The organism is Paraburkholderia sp. BR14374 (assembly GCF_040948685.1).
Taxonomy (GTDB): domain Bacteria; phylum Pseudomonadota; class Gammaproteobacteria; order Burkholderiales; family Burkholderiaceae; genus Paraburkholderia; species Paraburkholderia youngii.
This window is the reverse complement of record NZ_JBFPKF010000007.1, coordinates 262116-277764: the sequence shown is the minus strand read 5'-3', so window position 1 is coordinate 277764 and position 15649 is coordinate 262116. Positions and strand designations below refer to the sequence as shown.

General features: G+C 62.2%; 17 protein-coding genes. 13 read left to right on the top strand and 4 right to left on the bottom strand.

From position 1 onward, the window contains the following. Position 1: 1 nt before the first annotated feature. Complete coding sequence (locus AB3X86_RS19120) at positions 2-433, bottom strand: RidA family protein (RefSeq protein ID WP_368597204.1); 432 nt, start codon at positions 431-433, stop codon at positions 2-4. Beyond that, positions 433-1791, bottom strand: a complete 1359-nt coding sequence (locus AB3X86_RS19115) for a flavin-containing monooxygenase (protein ID WP_368597203.1) — start codon at positions 1789-1791, stop codon at positions 433-435. Before AB3X86_RS19115 ends, AB3X86_RS19120 begins: the two co-directional genes overlap by 1 nt. 169 nt (positions 1792-1960) lie before the next feature. Here AB3X86_RS19115 and AB3X86_RS19110 point away from each other — a divergent pair, with 169 nt between their 5' ends. From AB3X86_RS19110 to AB3X86_RS19080, 7 genes are all read left to right on the top strand, one after another. Next, a complete protein-coding gene (locus tag AB3X86_RS19110; protein ID WP_176366571.1) occupies positions 1961-2884 on the top strand; it encodes a LysR family transcriptional regulator in 924 nt (307 codons plus the stop codon). 125 nt (positions 2885-3009) lie between these two features. Continuing rightward, entirely contained in the window at positions 3010-4161 is a 1152-nt protein-coding gene (locus tag AB3X86_RS19105) for an SRPBCC family protein (RefSeq protein WP_368597202.1), read from the top strand. Positions 4162-4204: 43 nt separating this feature from the next. Next, positions 4205-5410 (top strand): ABC transporter ATP-binding protein, encoded by a 1206-nt coding sequence (locus tag AB3X86_RS19100; RefSeq protein ID WP_368597201.1) that lies wholly within the window; start codon positions 4205-4207, stop codon positions 5408-5410. 2 nt (positions 5411-5412) lie between these two features. Further along, positions 5413-6468: an ABC transporter substrate-binding protein gene (locus tag AB3X86_RS19095; protein WP_368597200.1), complete on the top strand. Its 1056-nt coding sequence runs from the start codon at positions 5413-5415 to the stop codon at positions 6466-6468. Positions 6469-6507: 39 nt separating this feature from the next. After that, positions 6508-7764 (top strand): ABC transporter permease, encoded by a 1257-nt coding sequence (locus AB3X86_RS19090; RefSeq protein ID WP_368597199.1) that lies wholly within the window; start codon positions 6508-6510, stop codon positions 7762-7764. 65 nt (positions 7765-7829) lie between these two features. Continuing rightward, positions 7830-8657, top strand: coding sequence for an ABC transporter permease (locus AB3X86_RS19085; protein ID WP_368597198.1), 828 nt, complete (start codon positions 7830-7832; stop codon positions 8655-8657). Positions 8658-8887: 230 nt separating this feature from the next. Beyond that, a complete protein-coding gene (locus AB3X86_RS19080; RefSeq protein WP_368597197.1) occupies positions 8888-9328 on the top strand; it encodes an SET domain-containing protein in 441 nt (146 codons plus the stop codon). 156 nt (positions 9329-9484) lie between these two features. Here the strand turns inward: AB3X86_RS19080 and AB3X86_RS19075 are convergent, their stop codons facing one another. Beyond that, positions 9485-10177 carry a hypothetical protein gene (locus AB3X86_RS19075; protein ID WP_368597196.1) on the bottom strand — a complete coding sequence of 231 codons (693 nt, stop codon included), beginning with the start codon at positions 10175-10177 and terminating at the stop codon, positions 9485-9487. Between the two features lie 205 nt (positions 10178-10382). Here AB3X86_RS19075 and AB3X86_RS19070 point away from each other — a divergent pair, with 205 nt between their 5' ends. Further along, the gene (locus AB3X86_RS19070) at positions 10383-10706 is read left to right on the top strand and encodes an antibiotic biosynthesis monooxygenase (protein WP_368597195.1); all 324 of its coding nucleotides are present in this window, start codon (positions 10383-10385) and stop codon (positions 10704-10706) included. Here AB3X86_RS19070 and AB3X86_RS19065 read toward each other — a convergent pair. Next, positions 10703-11104, bottom strand: a complete 402-nt coding sequence (locus tag AB3X86_RS19065; RefSeq protein ID WP_368597194.1) for a hypothetical protein — start codon at positions 11102-11104, stop codon at positions 10703-10705. The two genes, AB3X86_RS19070 and AB3X86_RS19065, sit on opposite strands and share 4 nt — an antisense overlap. On the opposite strand from AB3X86_RS19065, the gene AB3X86_RS19060 reads away from it, so the two are divergent. The 5 genes from AB3X86_RS19060 (at position 11103) to AB3X86_RS19040 (ending at position 15619) form a co-directional block, all read left to right on the top strand. Next, the gene (locus AB3X86_RS19060) at positions 11103-12233 is read left to right on the top strand and encodes an ABC transporter substrate-binding protein (protein ID WP_368597193.1); all 1131 of its coding nucleotides are present in this window, start codon (positions 11103-11105) and stop codon (positions 12231-12233) included. The genes AB3X86_RS19065 and AB3X86_RS19060 overlap by 2 nt on opposite strands. A gap of 98 nt (positions 12234-12331) precedes the next feature. Then, positions 12332-13201 carry a branched-chain amino acid ABC transporter permease gene (locus AB3X86_RS19055; protein WP_176378230.1) on the top strand — a complete coding sequence of 290 codons (870 nt, stop codon included), beginning with the start codon at positions 12332-12334 and terminating at the stop codon, positions 13199-13201. Then, a complete protein-coding gene (locus AB3X86_RS19050) occupies positions 13198-14166 on the top strand; it encodes a branched-chain amino acid ABC transporter permease (protein ID WP_368597192.1) in 969 nt (322 codons plus the stop codon). Before AB3X86_RS19055 ends, AB3X86_RS19050 begins: the two co-directional genes overlap by 4 nt. Next, the gene (locus AB3X86_RS19045) at positions 14163-14912 is read left to right on the top strand and encodes an ABC transporter ATP-binding protein (RefSeq protein ID WP_368597191.1); all 750 of its coding nucleotides are present in this window, start codon (positions 14163-14165) and stop codon (positions 14910-14912) included. The genes AB3X86_RS19050 and AB3X86_RS19045 overlap by 4 nt, the downstream gene beginning before the upstream one ends. Further along, the gene (locus AB3X86_RS19040) at positions 14909-15619 is read left to right on the top strand and encodes an ABC transporter ATP-binding protein (RefSeq protein WP_368597190.1); all 711 of its coding nucleotides are present in this window, start codon (positions 14909-14911) and stop codon (positions 15617-15619) included. Before AB3X86_RS19045 ends, AB3X86_RS19040 begins: the two co-directional genes overlap by 4 nt. Positions 15620-15649: the final 30 nt, after the last annotated feature.

Sequence of the window (15649 nt, the reverse complement as noted above, 5' to 3'; positions counted from 1 at the left end):
TTTAAGCCTGCACGGGCGTCCAGTTGTCCGGAATCACGGCGATCACGTCGATTTCCATCAGCCATTGCGGCTGGCCGAGCGCGCTGACGCAAAGCCCCGTCGAAATCGGATACACGCCCTTCAGCCATTTGCCGACTTCCTGATACACCGGCTCGCGATAACGAGGATCGGTGATGTAGGTCGTCGTCTTGACGATATGCGACAGGTCGCTGCCCGCTTCCTCCAGAAGCTGCTTGACGTTCTTCATCGCCTGCTCGGCCTGCGCGCGCGGATCGCCGAGACCGATCAGGTTGCCGTCGAAATCCGTACCCACCTGGCCGCGCACATAGACCGTATTGCCCGCGCGAACGGCCTGGCAAAGATCGTTATCGAGCGACTGGTTCGGGTACGTGTCCTTCGTATTGAACATGCGGATGCGGGTATGCGTAGGCATCAGTTCACTCCCACTTCTTTGGTCTTCGGTGCGTGCGATGCGTCGCACGCGGTATCGGGTGCATGCGCGCCATGCACGCCGCGCGAGTCCTGCTGACGCTGCGACGCGTCGCGATAGGCGAGGTATTTGCGCTGCGTGACGATGTGATCGGCGATGTGCTTGGCGTCGTGCCAGACGCCCCAGATAAACGACGACGCGCGCCGCGACAACCACGGCAGGCCGAGAAAATACACGCCGGGCTCCTTCGATACGCCGCGCTGATGCTGCGGCTTGCCTTTATCGTCGAACGCGTTCACGTGCAGCCAGCTGAAATCGACCGCATAGCCGGTGGCCCAGATGATCGTGCTCACCCCCGCCTCGTGCAGATCCAGGTCCGGCAGCGGATGCGTGACGCACTCCGGGTCCGGTGGAATCAGCCGTGCGTCGGGGTCTTCCGGCAGGTCGACGCCATTGCGCTCGATGTAGTCGTCGGCGGTGTCGAGTAGCGACATCAGGTATTCGTCGCCACGCTTCAGATTGACGGCGAGGTCCGGTTCGAAGGTCACCACGCGATTCGCGAACGATTTCGTCGTGCCGACGAGCGTCATGCCGCGATGCGCGAGCCGGCGAAAATCGATGGTCTGGCCGCCGTACGCGCCGCTGACAGCGATGGTCACATGCTCGCGTCCCGGCACGGCGACTTCCTTGTCCCATTCGCCGAGCACACCCAGCCACCAGCAGAAATCGCGACCGCGGTAGGCGCGCGGCGGACGGTCATGCGCACCGACGGATAGATAAACCTTGCGGCCCGCGCGTTGCAGTTCGTCGGCGATCTGCACGCCGGACGACCCCGCGCCCACCACGAGCACCGCGCCTTCGGGCAGTTGCTCAGGATTCCGATAGTGGGCCGAATGAAGCTGCGTGAGCTCGAGGTCCTGTGGCGCGATGGGGGGAATGACGGGACGCTGGAACGGCCCGGTCGCAACGACGACGCGACGGGCTTCGATCGTGCCGTCGGACGTTGCGACCGCAAATCCTGCCCGGCCCTTCAGCCGCTCGACGCTCGTGACTTCGACGCCGGTGCGGATCGGCGCATTGAACTTGCGCGCATAGGCTTCGAAGTACTCGGCGACCTGATCCTTGCCGGCGAAGCCATCGGGATCGAGTCCTTCGAACTCCATATTAGGGAAGCGGTCGTGCCAGGCGGGACCATTCGCGACTAGTGAATCCCAGCGGCAGCTACGCCAGCGTTCCGCGATGCGGTCGCGCTCCAGCACGAGATGGGGCACGCCGAGTTTGCTCAGGTGCTCGCTCATCGCCACGCCAGCCTGACCCGCGCCTATGACTAGCGTGTCGATCGACAATTTTTCAGCCGCCATGGCCTTCTCCTTCTGAAATGCGCTCTGGATTCGGGTCTCTCGGTCGGACAGAATGTACGCCGCGCGGCGGGCAACAAAAACTATATTTTAAAAATGCTTTGCATCGTTTTTCGCTATGCAAGCGACAATTGTCGAGCGACAATCGGTTCGACCGAACACGGAGCAATTGATGGACGGCACCTCGATCCGCTACTCGTTGCGTCAGCTAAGGTATTTTGTCGTCACGGCCGAAACGCTTTCCTTCACCGCCGCGGCAAAGCGGCTGCACATCTCTCAGCCGTCCATCTCGACGTCGCTCGCGGATCTGGAGGAATCGTTCGGCGTCCAGCTGTTCATCCGCCATCACGCGAGCGGGTTGTCGCTTACGCAGCCGGGCCGCGATCTGCTCGGCCACGCTCGCAATCTGCTTCAGAACGCCGAAGAATTACAGCTGACCGCGACCGAAATCGATGGCGGCATGTCGGGCTCCATCTCGCTCGGCTGCATGGTGTCGCTGGCGCCGCCGCTGATGCCCGGCATCATCAGCCGCTTCGTGCAGGATTATTCGGCGATCACCTTCCGTACCACGGAAGCGCATCAGGACACGCTCTTGAGCGGCCTGCACGACGGCTCGCTCGATATCGCGCTGACCTACAGCCTCGATATCACCGATGGAATCGCGTTTACCCCGCTGCTTTCGCTGCCACCGTATGTCATCCTGCCCAAAACACACAGGCTTGCACGGGCACGCCAGGTGTCGCTGGCCGATCTGCTGCCCGAGCCTTATGTGATGCTGGATCTTCCGCATAGCCGCGAGTACTTTTCCGCGCTGTTCGACGCGGTCGGCAGCCGCCCTACCGCGGCTTTCCGCTCGTCACAGCCTGAAGTGGTGCGTGGCATGGTCGCCAACGGCTTGGGTTACAGCATACTCAACTTCCCGCTGAAGTCGACCCGGACCGTGGACGGCGGCGACTTCGTGATTAAACATTTCAGGGAGAGTGTCAATGCGACGACGCTTGGCATTGCGCTATCGGCCGCCGTCAAGCCGCGCGAGGTGGTGAAACGCTTTTCGGCATTCTGTGAAACGTATATCCGGCGTCTGCGCATCGGCTAACAGGAGCCCGGAAGTGTCACTGCATAGCCATATGCTATGCACTGCATGCAAAAACAATATTTTACCTAGCAATTTGGATTGTTAGATTGGTGCTCATCGGATGCAAACACTGATGGGGGGCCCCTATGTCAGCCATTCTTCAGTCGACGGACACTGAGCTCGACATCGTTCACGCGCTGCGCGAGAACTGCGAGCGTCCGTTCGAGGATGCACACGCGATGCCGCCGGCCGTCTACACGTCGGAGGCGTTTCTCGCGCTCGAACAGCGCGACGTGTTTCGCAACGAGTGGTTGTGCGTGGGCCGCGCGAGCGCGCTGGCACAGACCGGCGACTACCTGACCGCGCAGATCGACGACCAGCCCGTGTTCGTGCTGCGCGATGCGAGCGGCGCGTTGCGCGCATTCTCTAATGTTTGCCTGCACCGCATGTCGGTATTGCTCGAAGGGCGCGGCAACGTGCGCCGGATCGTGTGTCCGTATCACGCATGGAACTACACGCTCGATGGCGCGCTCGCGGGCGCGCCGTTGATGGATCAGCAACCGGGCTTCTGCAAGGACCAATACAGGCTGCCTGCCGTGCGCTGCGAAACGTGGCAAGGCTGGATCTACGTCACGCTCAACGCGCGCGCGCCTGCGGTGGAATCGCATTTGTCCGAGTTGACGAAGCTGATCGCGCCGTACGGCATGGGCGACTACGTCGAGACCTTCCACGAAGAGCACGTGTGGGACACCAACTGGAAGATCCTCGCGGAAAATTTCATGGAGAGCTACCACCTGCCGATGCTGCATCGCGCAACGGTCGGACCGCACTCGAAGCTCGAAGAAATGGAATGTCCGCCGGGTTTGCCGGCGTTCAACTATCACTGGATCACCAAGGAAGCATCGCTGCCGATCGGCAACGCGCATCCCGCCAACACGCGCCTGCAAGGGCACTGGCGTCGTACCACCGCGCTGCTGGCGATCTACCCGACCCACCTGATCACGCTGACCCCCGGCTACTTCTGGTATCTGATCCTGCAGCCGCGCGGCGTCGGCCGCGTGCATATCCGCTTCGGCGGCGGCCTCGCGCCGGAATTCGTCGACGATCCGCGCGCCGCCGACTATATGGCGACGCTCAAGACGCTGCTCGACGAAGTCAACGCCGAGGACCGGCGCGGCGTCGAGGCGGTGTTTCGCGGTGTGCACGCGCCACTCGCGAAGCCCGGCCACCTGAGCCCTCTCGAACGGCCGAATTACGACTTCGCCCGCTATCTGGCGGGACGCGTGGGCGCGACGTGATGCGCCGCCCCGCATAGACCGCCAACACTCTGCCGAGATCCCCATGTCAAGCCAACCATTTATCTCGTTCGACGGCGTCAGCAAGTCATACGACGGCGTGCATAGCGTCGTCGAGGGACTCGATCTCGACGTCGGGCACGGTGAATTCGTTTCGCTGCTCGGTCCGTCCGGTTCCGGCAAGACCACGACACTGATGATGCTGGCGGGATTCGAATCGCCGACCCGCGGCGAAATCCGCCTTGCCGGCAAGCGTCTGGACGACAAGCCGCCGCATCGGCGCGATATCGGCATGGTGTTTCAGAACTATGCGCTGTTCCCGCACATGACGATTGCCGAGAACGTCGCGTTTCCGCTGTCCGTGCGCAAGGTGAGCCGCAGCGAACAGAAAACGCGCGTGACGCGCGTGCTCGACATGGTGGAGTTATCGCATCTGGCGGGGCGGCGGCCGTCGCAGCTGTCGGGTGGCCAGCAGCAGCGTGTCGCGCTGGCTCGCGCGCTGGTTTTCGAGCCGAGCGTGGTGCTGATGGATGAGCCGCTCGGCGCGCTCGACAAGCGCTTGCGCGAAACCATGCAATACGAAATCATGCGGCTGCATCGCGAACTGTCGCTGACGATCGTCTATGTGACCCACGACCAGAACGAAGCACTGACGATGTCGAACCGCGTCGCCGTGTTTTCCGATGGACGCATCCAGCAGGCCGCCACGCCGACCGAGCTCTATGAAAACGCGGCAAACGCATTCGTTGCCAATTTCGTCGGCGAGAACAATGGACTGACCGGTCGCGTCAATTCCGACGGCGGCGAATGGGCCGCGATGCAACTGGCCGACGGCAGCACGGTGCGCGGACGCCCCGGCGCCGGGCTCGCGTCAGGCGACGCGGCGATGCTGGCGCTGCGACCCGAGCGCGCGCACATCGCCGCGACGCCGGAAGCCGTGCAGGAAGCGACACGACAGAACATGAACGTCGTGCACGCGCTGGTCGAGGAGCTCGTCTACTGCGGCGACCATCATCGCGTACATCTGAAGCTCGGCCATGGCGAAAGCATGGTCGTCAAGGTGCCGAACACCCAGCACCATGATCTGCCCGCACTCGGCCGTCAGACCGCCGTGACCTGGCGACGCGACGACTGCAAGGTGCTGCCCGCGATGGCGGCCGCGCCGAAATCCTCCGCCGTGTCCGGCGGCGCCGACTATTCCACTGTTGCCGTTCCCTCGTCCGCCTCGCCACTTATCGCAGGAGCCAACTAGAAATGAAGACCACGTTCTCGTCATTCCGGACCACCCTCGGGGCATGCGCGCTCGGGCTGTTTGCCACAGCCACGGTTCACGCGGCCGACACGATTTCCGTCGTCACCTTCGGCGGTGCGTATGAAGCGGCCGCGAAAAAAGCATGGTTCGAACCGTTCACCGCGAAAACCGGCAACCAGTTTTCCACCGAGTCCTACGATGGCGGCCTCGCCAAGTTGCAGGCAATGGAGCAGTCGAAGAACCCGACCTGGGATCTGATCGACCTCGAAACCAACGACGCGATCACCGCTTGCGACGAAGGCCTGATCGCCAAGTTCGACAAAAAGGCCCTCGGCAACACCAGCGACTTCCTGCCGGGCTCGATCAGCGATTGCGCCGTCAGCGCGATGGTGTGGTCCACCGTCTATGCGTACGACAGCAGCAAGCTGAAAACCGCGCCGACCACCATCAACGATTTCTTCGACCTGAACAAGTACCCCGGCAAGCGCGGCATGCGCAAGTCGCCGAAGGTCGCGATGGAGTGGGCGTTGATCGCCGATGGCGTGGCGCCCAAGGACGTCTACAAGACGCTCTCCACGCCCACCGGCGTCGACCGCGCGTTCAAGAAGCTCGACACGATCAAGCCGAGCATCGTCTGGTGGGAAGCGGGTGCGCAGGCGCCGCAACTGCTCGCCGACGGCGCGGTCGTGATGACCCAGGCGTACAACGGCCGTATCGACGACGCCGTGCACAAGGACAAGAAGCCGTTCAAGATCGTCTGGGATGCGCAGGTGTACGACTACGAATGGTGGGCCGTGGTCAACGGTGCGAAGCATGCCGACGCGGCGCAGAAGTTCATCGTCGCATCCTCGACGCCGCAGGCCTATGCGGACCTGTCGAAGTACATCGCTTACGCGCCGCCGCGCAAGGACGCCATTCCGCTGATCGACAAGGCGCGTCTGAACGATCTGCCGACGGCGCCGGAAAACTTCAAGCGTCCGCTGCAGATCAACGCGACGTTCTGGGCCGACAACGCGGATGCGATCAACAAGCGGTTCCAGAACTGGCTGACGCAGTAACGCCGGATCGAACGAACGTCACCCGAGAGATCGAGCACGATGAACACGCCGCTGCCATCCACCGCCCCTTTCGGCCGCGGCCCGCAGGCCACGAACCGCGAGTCGTTCCGGGCTGCGCGCCGCAAGGCCGCGATGCGCGCATTGCTGCTGGCTTTGCCGTTGCTCGTCTTTCTGCTGGTGACGTTCGTTGCACCGATCGCGAGCCTGCTCGCGCGCAGTGTGCGAAACCCTGAAGTGCGCACCGGCATGCCGCAGTTGAGCGCAACGCTGGCCGGATGGGACGGCGCGGGCTTGCCCGGCGAACCGGCCTTCGCCGCACTCGCGCACGACCTGAAGGACGCCAGCGAATCCGGCCAGCTCGGCAATATCGCGCGGCGCATGAACTTCTATCAACCGGAGTTCCGCAGCCTGCTGTTCAAGACGGCGCGTGCCACACGTTCGGAGACGCCGGCGCAATGGAAACCCGCCCTGATCGATCTGGATGAACGCTGGAACGCGCCGGAAACCTGGCGTCTGCTCAAGCGTGCGTCGATCTCGCCCACACCCGACTATTTGCTGAACGCCGTCGACGCGCAAGTCGCGCCTGATGGTTCGGTGACGTCCGTCGCGGCGGACAGCGCCATCTTCCGCGCGGCCTTTGGGCGCACGGTCACGATCAGTGCGACGGTCACGCTGCTGTGCCTGGTGCTGGGCTACCCGGTGGCTTATTTGCTCGCGACACTGCCTGAGAACCAGAGCAACCGGCTGATTCTGTTCGTGATCGTGCCGTTCTGGACCTCGCTGCTGGTGCGCACCACCGCGTGGTATGTGCTGCTGCAACCCGGTGGCGTGATCAATAGCGCGTTGCTCCGCTTCGGGATCATCAACCATCCGCTGCCGCTGATTTTCAATCGCACGGGTGTGTTGATCGGCATGACGCACATCCTGCTGCCCTACATGATCCTCGCGATCTTTTCGGTCATGAAGGGCGTGTCGCCCGTGTACATGCGCGCGGCGAAATCGCTCGGCGCGCATCCGGCCGTGGCCTTCGTGCGTGTGTATATTCCGCAGACGCTGCCGGGTGTCGGCGCGGGATGTTTTCTCGTGTTCGTGCTCGCGCTCGGCTATTACATCACCCCCGCCCTGCTAGGCGGCGCCGGCGACGAAATGATCAGCCAGCTGATCGCGTCGCAGACCAACGATCAGCTCAACTGGGGACTCGCGGGTGCGCTGTCGTGTTATCTAATCGCATTCACGGCGGTGTTCTATTTCATCTTCAACCGGCTGGTCGGTATCGACCGCTTGCGCTTCGGCTAACGCGCCGCGCAAACGCCGCTAGCTGGTTGTCGCTCATTCGGATAGTTGATCACAGGCAGACTCAGATGAAAGACGGACGAACCCGGCTACTCTCGGAACGCATCTCGGGCGCGGGACTGCGCGTGCATTGCGCGCTGATTTTCTTTTTCCTCGTCGCGCCGATCCTCGCGATCGTGCCGCTGTCGTTCAACTCCGGCTCGTTCTTCTCGTACCCGATGCAGGGCTTCTCGCTGCGCTGGTACGCGCAGGCGCTGAGTTCGCCGGACTGGCAACGCGCGTTTGCGAACAGCATCGGCATCGGCGCGGCGTCGACGCTGATCGCGACGGTGCTCGGCACGCTGGCCGCGCTCGGCCTGAGCCGCGCGCAGTTCCCTTACCGCTCGATCATCATGCCAGTCATCGTGTCGCCGATGATCGTGCCGATCGTCGTCGTCGCGGCGGGGTTTTATCTGGTCTTTTCGCCGCTCGGGCTGGTCAATTCGTATACCGGCGTCGTGCTTGCGCATGCAGCGCTCGGTACGCCCTTCGTGGTGATTACCGTGACCGCTTCGCTGCTGTCGTTCGATCAAAGCCTGCTTCGCGCGGCGTCGGGTCTGGGTGCGCAGCCGTGGGTCGCGTTTCGTCGCGTCACGCTGCCGCTGATCGCGCCCGCCGTCGCAACCGGCAGTGTGTTTGCATTCGCGACATCGTTCGACGAAGTGATCGTCATTCTGTTCATCGGCGGCCCGGAGCAGCGCACCGTGCCGCGGCAGATGTGGAGCGGCATCCGTGACCAGATCGACCCGTCGATCCTCGCCGTGGCCACCCTGCTGATGGCGTTCGCGATCGCCCTCTTCGCCTGCATGAACTGGCTGCGCAAGCGCGCGGCGGCGGCCAGCCGCTCGTTTGCCTGAGCCGACTGTTGCGCCAGTGATGGCGCCGACATGCGACTTGATGGCCTCCCTCTGACCGTCGGGCGTTGCCAGCCTCTTTGCGGCGAAGCCGGAACTCCTGGCGCGGCGGTCCTTGACAGTTAGTTGCAGTTTTATAAAGAAATATATTGAGCGCGCGAGTGCGTGGCGATATGCTTCGCATCGCCGCTAAACCACATGCAACGACCGAGGGTCGCGAAGGAAACGACAACATGCGATTGCGACGCATCACCGCACGACGCTCACCCGTGCATGGCATGGGACTGTTCGCGCTGCAGCCGATCGCCGCGGGCGAACGGGTCATCGAGTACAAGGGGGAAGTGACCAGCTGGCGGCGCGCCGCCGCGCGTCAGCGAGCCGACGCGGGCCACACGTTCGTGTTCGGTCTGTCCGATGGACGCGTGATCGACGGCAGCCGCGGCGGCAACAGCGCGCGGTATCTGAACCATGCGTGCGCCCCCAACTGCGAGGCCATCGAAACGGGCGACCGGGTGTTCATTCATGCGCTCGCCACGATCGCACCCGGGGAGGAGCTTTTCATCAACTACGGTCTGTCAGTGGACGGTGCGGTCACCGACGAGGTTCGCGCCCAGTACGCGTGTCATTGCGGTGCAGCGGGATGTCGTCGAACCATGCTGGGAAATGACGGGTAGTCGTCGTAGTGCTGCGGCCGGCCAGAATCAGTCAGGTCATTGCTGACGTTCAGACGTTGCCCTGGTCGGTCGGCACTCGTTGGCCGTTCGCACCTCAGCGGTCGTGAGCGACGCGTCTCGCAATAACTATTAAGTCGGCGGTTAAAGCAGCATGATTCACTGCCCCGGCGGATCTTTTACCTGGCTCTCTGCCGATGGGCCAGGCGTGTGGCCAGGGAGGTTACCGCGGTCGCCTGGTGCTGGAGGACGCATTCTTAACACCTGAAGTTCAAGCGCCGCATTAAATAATTCGTCGTGCAGATCCTTCGTCATCTCGCCTGAACGAAGCTGACGTTCGAGAATGAGACAATTAGTTTCGGTTTCGAGCTCGATATCCAAAAGACGGAGCGTCCCGAGCTGCGTAATGTCTGGTTGCGCCCGGCCGAGCCCATTCAGCAGAGCATTTCTTATTTGGATGAACTTCGGCAGTCTTTCGCGAAGAAGCGGTGACAATCGTTGATAAAAATCGCCGTCATCCATCAGTTGCTTCATTGCGGAAGACTCGACTATCACTGGGCCGTCTTTGGATGAGGGAACGGCAATATCGTTACCCTTCGATTTCAATTCCCCCATTTGTTTGAGTGACGAAATCTGACTCCGGATGGATTTGGCATCTTCGATTGCGGCAAGCAACGCACCGTCCAACCGTTTTTCTGTCGGATCGGACGCAAAGATCAGCGGCCAAACAAAGAACAGAACTGTCAAAAGAAGACTCAGAATTCCGACGTAAGTCCCAGCACAAGTGAGCTTGCTGGGCAAAGACCATTTATTCCATTGTTCTTTTGTCGGAATCAGGAGCCAGTTTCGCATTTGATTGCCCCTATTAGCACTTCGTTACTGGAAGAGCGCTATCCGCCCTGGCTTCGAGGGCCAGTCTCCTGGCTATACGGAAGTATATTGCACGGCAGATAGCTCGCTAACCCGGTTCTAAACACGCGGCTCGACGACGTGACACGGATCGCCGACAATGTGCACTTCAAAACCATTAATAGCAAAAGACCGAAGGAAGGTAACAATGTCGATAGCGAACACCAGAGCCACTCCCTATTACGCGGTGATCTTCACGTCCATCCGAACCCCCGGGGACAACGGATACGCAGACATGGCCGATGCAATGGTCGAGGCGGCCGCAAAACAGCCCGGATTCCTGGGCGTCGAGTCTGCGCGGGAGGAACTTGGAATTACGGTTTCCTATTGGGATAGCCTCGAATCCATCGCCGCTTGGAAACGTGATTCAATGCATCTGGTAGCACAACAGGCCGGCCGGGAAAAATGGTACGAATCCTACAAAACCCGTATTTGCCTTGTTGAACGAGACTACGACTTCTCGAGAATCTAGTTTGCTGCGCCTTGTCTGTCGACTGCGCGGCACACGCCCGCCAACTTTATCGCTCGCATCGCGTCTGCGAATTGCAGAAGATTGGCTTCCAGACGGAAGTCATATGGCAACCATACACAGGCGCGGTCGCGCATCCGATAGCGGGAAAACGGAGTCTTGTGGATTCCGTTGAACGCGTTCAAGATCGAATAGCGCGCGTTTCGCACGCGCGGACACACCATTCGGCGGTTCGAAAGATTCGACATCACGGTGAGGGAGAACCCTATGAAAACACCAGGTCGTGTCCCCGCTTTCAGTCGGCGCACCATACTCAAAGCAACTGCCGCAACTGCCGCACTGCAATTGGCGCCGCCCTTCATCATCAAGGCGCGCGGCGAAGCTCCGTTGCGAATCGGCATGGTCGATCCGCTGACGGGCGTTTATGCTGCAGTAGCACAGAATGAAGTGACGGGCGCACGGCTTGCCGTTCAGCAGATCAATGCCCAAGGCGGCATTCTGGGACGACCCTTGGAGCTCATGGTCGAAGATTCGGCAAACGACGTCGGCACCGGCGTGCAGAAGGCGCGCAAGCTGATCGAACGCGATCAGGTCACGTTCCTGATCGGCGACGTGAACTCCGGTATCGCCCAGGCCATTTCTCAGGTCAGCAATGAGAAGAAGGTGCTGCATATCGTTTCGGGCGGCCACACCGATACGATCACGGGTGTCGACTGCAAATGGAACGTTTATCGCGTTTGCAACACGACCAGCATGGAGGCGAACGCCGTCGCGAACCTGCTGTTCACCAAGTACGGCAAGAAGTGGCATTTCATCACACCGGACTACGCGTTCGGCCACACGCTGCAGAAGGCCGCGGCCGCCGATCTGCAGAAGCTCGGTGGCACGATGACCGGCAACGAGCTCACCCCGCTCGGCACGACCGACTTCTCCGCCTATCTGATCAAGGCGCGCGCGGCGAATCCCGACGTGCTGCTGGTGCTCCCGCAAGGCTCCGACATGGTCAACTGCCTGAAGCAGATCGCTCAGTTCGGCATCGGCAAGAATATCCACGTTGCCGGGCTGCAGCAGGAGCTCGAATCGCTCGAGGCGATGCCGCCGGACGCGCGTGTCGGCATCTGGATGTTCGAGTGGTACTGGAAGCAGCCGGGGGTGCCGGGAGTCGAGAAGTTCGTGGCCGACATCCGCAAGGTGAACGGCGGTAAGGTTCCCACCGCGCGTCACTGGTTCGGCTATACATCGGTGCATACGCTGGCCGCCATCGCCAACAAGGAAAAGACGCTCGACGCCAGAAAGCTCGCCGAAGCGCTCGGCGGCTTCGAATTGGCGGACGACGTCAAGTTGCAGCCGAACAAGTGCTACTACCGCAAGGGGGATCACCAGCTGATGACGTCGTCGTTCGTGGGCGAAGCGCTATCCCAGCCGGCCGGCGACCCGGAAGACCTGTTCCGCGTGGAACGCGTGATCGCGGGTGACAAGACCGCACCTCCCGAGAGTGAAACGGGCTGCAAGCTGCAGTGGCCCTCCTGATAGCGCAACCGCGCGGCGGGATCGCCGGGCGCGGTTCTCATTGCGCAAGCGGAAGCGAAGCACGGGCGCAACGGGCGCCATAACAAGAATGGTGGGCGATGACCGAACTGCTGCTCTTCAACGTCACCAACGGTCTGATCATCGGCGCGTTTTACGTGCTGATGGCGCTCGGGTTATCGCTCATTCTCAACCTGAGCAACGTCATCAACTTCGCTCACGGCGGCTTTCTCGTTGCTGGCGGCTACGTTGCCTATACGATCACGCCCTACGTCGGCTTCTGGGGCGCGCTGCTGATCGCGCCGCCGTGCATCGCGCTGATCGGCCTCGCCATCGAACGGGTGCTGATCCGGCGAGTCTATGGGCGCGACCCGCTCTATAGCCTGCTCCTGACGTTCGGCCTTGCCTTCATCTTCGAGGACGGCACCCGCTTCATCTGGGGCGCGCAAGGCAAACCGGTGACCATTCCGTCGGTGCTGTCCCAGCCTTTGAGCAACACGTTGTTCTTCATCACCGGCTATCGCCTCTTCATGGTCGTCACGGTGGCGGCGACGGTAGCGCTGCTTTTCGTCCTGCTACGCTATAGCCGACTCGGCATCCGTATCCGCGCCGGTACCCTCGACCTCGAAACCGTGGCAGCGCTCGGCATCAACGTGGGCAGGCTGCGTTCGTTCAATTTCGCCGTCGGCGCCTTTCTCGCCGGTCTGAGCGGCGTGCTCGCCGCCGGCCAGCTTGGCCTCGAGCCGACGATGGGAACCGGGCTCCTGATGCCGAGCTTCATTGCAATCATCGTCGGCGGCGTTGGCAGCCTCACGGGCACGCTGCTCGGCGGCCTGCTGATCGGCGTCGCCTCCGGCATCACGGCGGTGTTTGTGCCCGCGGCAAGCGAAGCGATCATCTACGTGCTGATGGCCGTCGTGCTGCTGCTGCGCCCCCGCGGCCTGCTCGGCGAGGAGGGCATGCTGACATGAGCGCAGCAGCGCGACAGGCGAGGCACCGCAGACTGATCACGCTTGCGGCGATCTGGGCCGTGTTGCTGCTCGCTCCGTACTGGATGCCGCCGCTCGGAGGCTACACCGCGCTTGGCACACGGGTGCTCGTGCTGGGTCTCGCGGCGATGTCGGTGAATTTTCTGCTCGGCTTCACCGGCGTGCTGTCGTTTGGTCACGCTGCGTATTTCGGGTTGGGTGCGTATGGCGCAGGCCTCGCGCTGAAATTCGTTGCATCGAGCACGCCGTTCGCTCTTCTGTGCGGAACGCTGCTCGGCGGGATCGCCGGCGCGCTGCTCGGTGCGCTCTGCGCGAGGCGGCGCGGTGTCTATTTCGCGATGGTCACCATCGCCTTCGGACAGGTCTTCTACTACATCGCGTTCCAATGGAGTTCGTTGACAGGCGGCGACGACGGTCTGCGCGGATTTTCGCGCGTGCCGCTTCACCTTGGCATCACGACCATCGACATCCTCTCGAATGCCGATGCGTTCTATTACTTCGTGCTGTTTTGCCTCGCGCTGGCGGTCGGTCTGATGGGCTTCATCCTGCGTTCCCCATTCGGGCGCACGATGATCGCAATCCGCGAAAACGAACGGCGCGCGCGCTTTCTCGGCATTCCCGCCGATCGCCATATCTGGATCGCTTTCACTCTCTCCTGCTTTTTCATGGGATTCGCCGGTGCGCTCTATGCACTTCTGAACAACTTCGCCGACCCGCGCGGGCTGCATTTCAGCCAGTCCGGCGACTTCGTCATGATGGCGGTGATGGGCGGCATGCGCAGCCTGTGGGGACCGCTTCTCGGCGCCGCGGTATTCGTCGTGCTGCAGGACTACCTGTCGAGTATCACCGTCAACTGGATGTCGTTCGTCGGCATGCTGTTCATCGCGATAGTACTGTTCTTCCCTCGGGGTCTGCTCGGCGTTCTGCGCCGCAGGAGCGAATCATGAGCGTTCTGGAAGTCACGCACGTGAGCAAGCGCTTCGGCAGCCTCGCTGCGGTACGCGACGTCTCGCTCGCGGTCGAAGCAGGCGAGCTGCGTGCCATCATCGGACCGAACGGCGCCGGCAAGACCACTTTCTTCAATCTCATCAGCGGCTTCTTCCCGCCGACCACGGGAACGATCGTGTTCGACGGACAGGACATCACGGCGGTCCCGGCGTATCGACGCGTCGCGTGCGGCATCGCCCGCACGTTCCAGATTACCGAGATCTTTCCCGCATTGACGGTGTTCGAAAACGTGCTCATCAGCGCGGAGGTTGCGGCTGGATTCCGCTTGCGGCCATGGGTCGGCCGCGCCGAAAGAACGCGGGTACGCGAGTGTGTCGAAGAAGCACTGGAACTCACCGGGCTAGCGGCAAAAAGCGGCCGGCTGACCGGCGAGCTCGCGCACGGCGACCAGCGCGTTGCTGAAATCGCCATGGCGCTGGCGCTGCGCCCTCGCCTGCTGCTGCTCGACGAACCCACCGCAGGCATGGGCGGCGAGGAGACCTACGAAATTACCCAGCTGATTCGCCGTCTGCGCAGCGGCGGCAAATTCACGATCGTGCTGATCGAGCACGACATGCGCGTGGTGTTCCATCTTGCTGACCGGATTACGGTGCTCGACCGGGGCTCGCTGCTCGCCGAGGGCGCGCCGGCGGAAATCGCGGCGAACGAGGTCGTGCAGGTGGCGTATCTGGGTGACGTGGCATGAACATCGCGCTCACCGCCGAGGAACTTCATACCTACTACGGCAAGAGCCACATCCTCCACGGCGTGAGCCTCGCGGTCGAGGAAGGTCGGATCACGGCATTGCTTGGCCGCAACGGCGCGGGCAAGACCACGACGCTGCGGACCCTGATGGGTCTGACGCCCGCACGCCGGGGGCGCGTGACGATCTTCGGCGCCGATACGACACGCTGGCCGACGTTCCGGATCGCCGCGACGGGCGTGGGCTATGTCCCCGAAGGACGAAGAATCTTCGCCAATCTCAGCGTCGAAGAAAATCTCCGTGTGCCGCTTGAGCGCAGCGGGCCCTGGACGATTGCGCGCATATACGAGCTGTTTCCACGGCTTGCCGAACGCAAGGAAAGCCGCGGACGTCAGCTTTCCGGTGGCGAACAGGAGATGCTGTCGATTGCCCGCGCGCTGCTGCTCAATCCCCGGCTGCTGATTCTCGATGAACCCTCTCAGGGCCTGGCGCCTCTGATCGTGCGCGAGGTGTTTCGCGTCGTGTCGCAGATGCGCGACGAAGGGATTTCGGTCCTGCTCGTCGAGCAGAACGCGCACATGGGGCTCGCGATTGCCGATCATGCTTACGTGCTCGACGATGGCGATATCGTCTATGCCGGCCGTTCACGCGACCTGGCCGCCGATGAAAGCCGGGTTCGCGCGTTGACCGGTGCGAGTGCCGAAGGTTGAAGAGGATCGCCCGCGTTTCGACGTAGCTCG

Bases quoted from the DNA above. Each gene is read 5' to 3' on its own strand.
- AB3X86_RS19105 (WP_368597202.1), top strand. From the start codon at position 3,010: ATGTCAGCCATTCTTCAGTCGACGGACACTGAGCTCGACATCGTTCAC.
- AB3X86_RS19085 (WP_368597198.1), top strand. From the start codon at position 7,830: ATGAAAGACGGACGAACCCGGCTACTCTCGGAACGCATCTCGGGCGCG.
- AB3X86_RS19110 (WP_176366571.1), top strand. From the start codon at position 1,961: ATGGACGGCACCTCGATCCGCTACTCGTTGCGTCAGCTAAGGTATTTT.
- AB3X86_RS19040 (WP_368597190.1), top strand. From the start codon at position 14,909: ATGAACATCGCGCTCACCGCCGAGGAACTTCATACCTACTACGGCAAG.
- AB3X86_RS19090 (WP_368597199.1), top strand. From the start codon at position 6,508: ATGAACACGCCGCTGCCATCCACCGCCCCTTTCGGCCGCGGCCCGCAG.
- AB3X86_RS19095 (WP_368597200.1), top strand. From the start codon at position 5,413: ATGAAGACCACGTTCTCGTCATTCCGGACCACCCTCGGGGCATGCGCG.
- AB3X86_RS19100 (WP_368597201.1), top strand. From the start codon at position 4,205: ATGTCAAGCCAACCATTTATCTCGTTCGACGGCGTCAGCAAGTCATAC.
- AB3X86_RS19065 (WP_368597194.1), bottom strand. From the start codon at position 11,104: ATGCCGATTCGCAACGGAGCTTCGCCGCGCGCCTTGATGATGAAGGGC.
- AB3X86_RS19045 (WP_368597191.1), top strand. From the start codon at position 14,163: ATGAGCGTTCTGGAAGTCACGCACGTGAGCAAGCGCTTCGGCAGCCTC.
- AB3X86_RS19055 (WP_176378230.1), top strand. From the start codon at position 12,332: ATGACCGAACTGCTGCTCTTCAACGTCACCAACGGTCTGATCATCGGC.
- AB3X86_RS19070 (WP_368597195.1), top strand. From the start codon at position 10,383: ATGTCGATAGCGAACACCAGAGCCACTCCCTATTACGCGGTGATCTTC.
- AB3X86_RS19115 (WP_368597203.1), bottom strand. From the start codon at position 1,791: ATGGCGGCTGAAAAATTGTCGATCGACACGCTAGTCATAGGCGCGGGT.
- AB3X86_RS19060 (WP_368597193.1), top strand. From the start codon at position 11,103: ATGGTCGATCCGCTGACGGGCGTTTATGCTGCAGTAGCACAGAATGAA.
- AB3X86_RS19075 (WP_368597196.1), bottom strand. From the start codon at position 10,177: ATGCGAAACTGGCTCCTGATTCCGACAAAAGAACAATGGAATAAATGG.
- AB3X86_RS19120 (WP_368597204.1), bottom strand. From the start codon at position 433: ATGCCTACGCATACCCGCATCCGCATGTTCAATACGAAGGACACGTAC.
- AB3X86_RS19050 (WP_368597192.1), top strand. From the start codon at position 13,198: ATGAGCGCAGCAGCGCGACAGGCGAGGCACCGCAGACTGATCACGCTT.
- AB3X86_RS19080 (WP_368597197.1), top strand. From the start codon at position 8,888: ATGCGATTGCGACGCATCACCGCACGACGCTCACCCGTGCATGGCATG.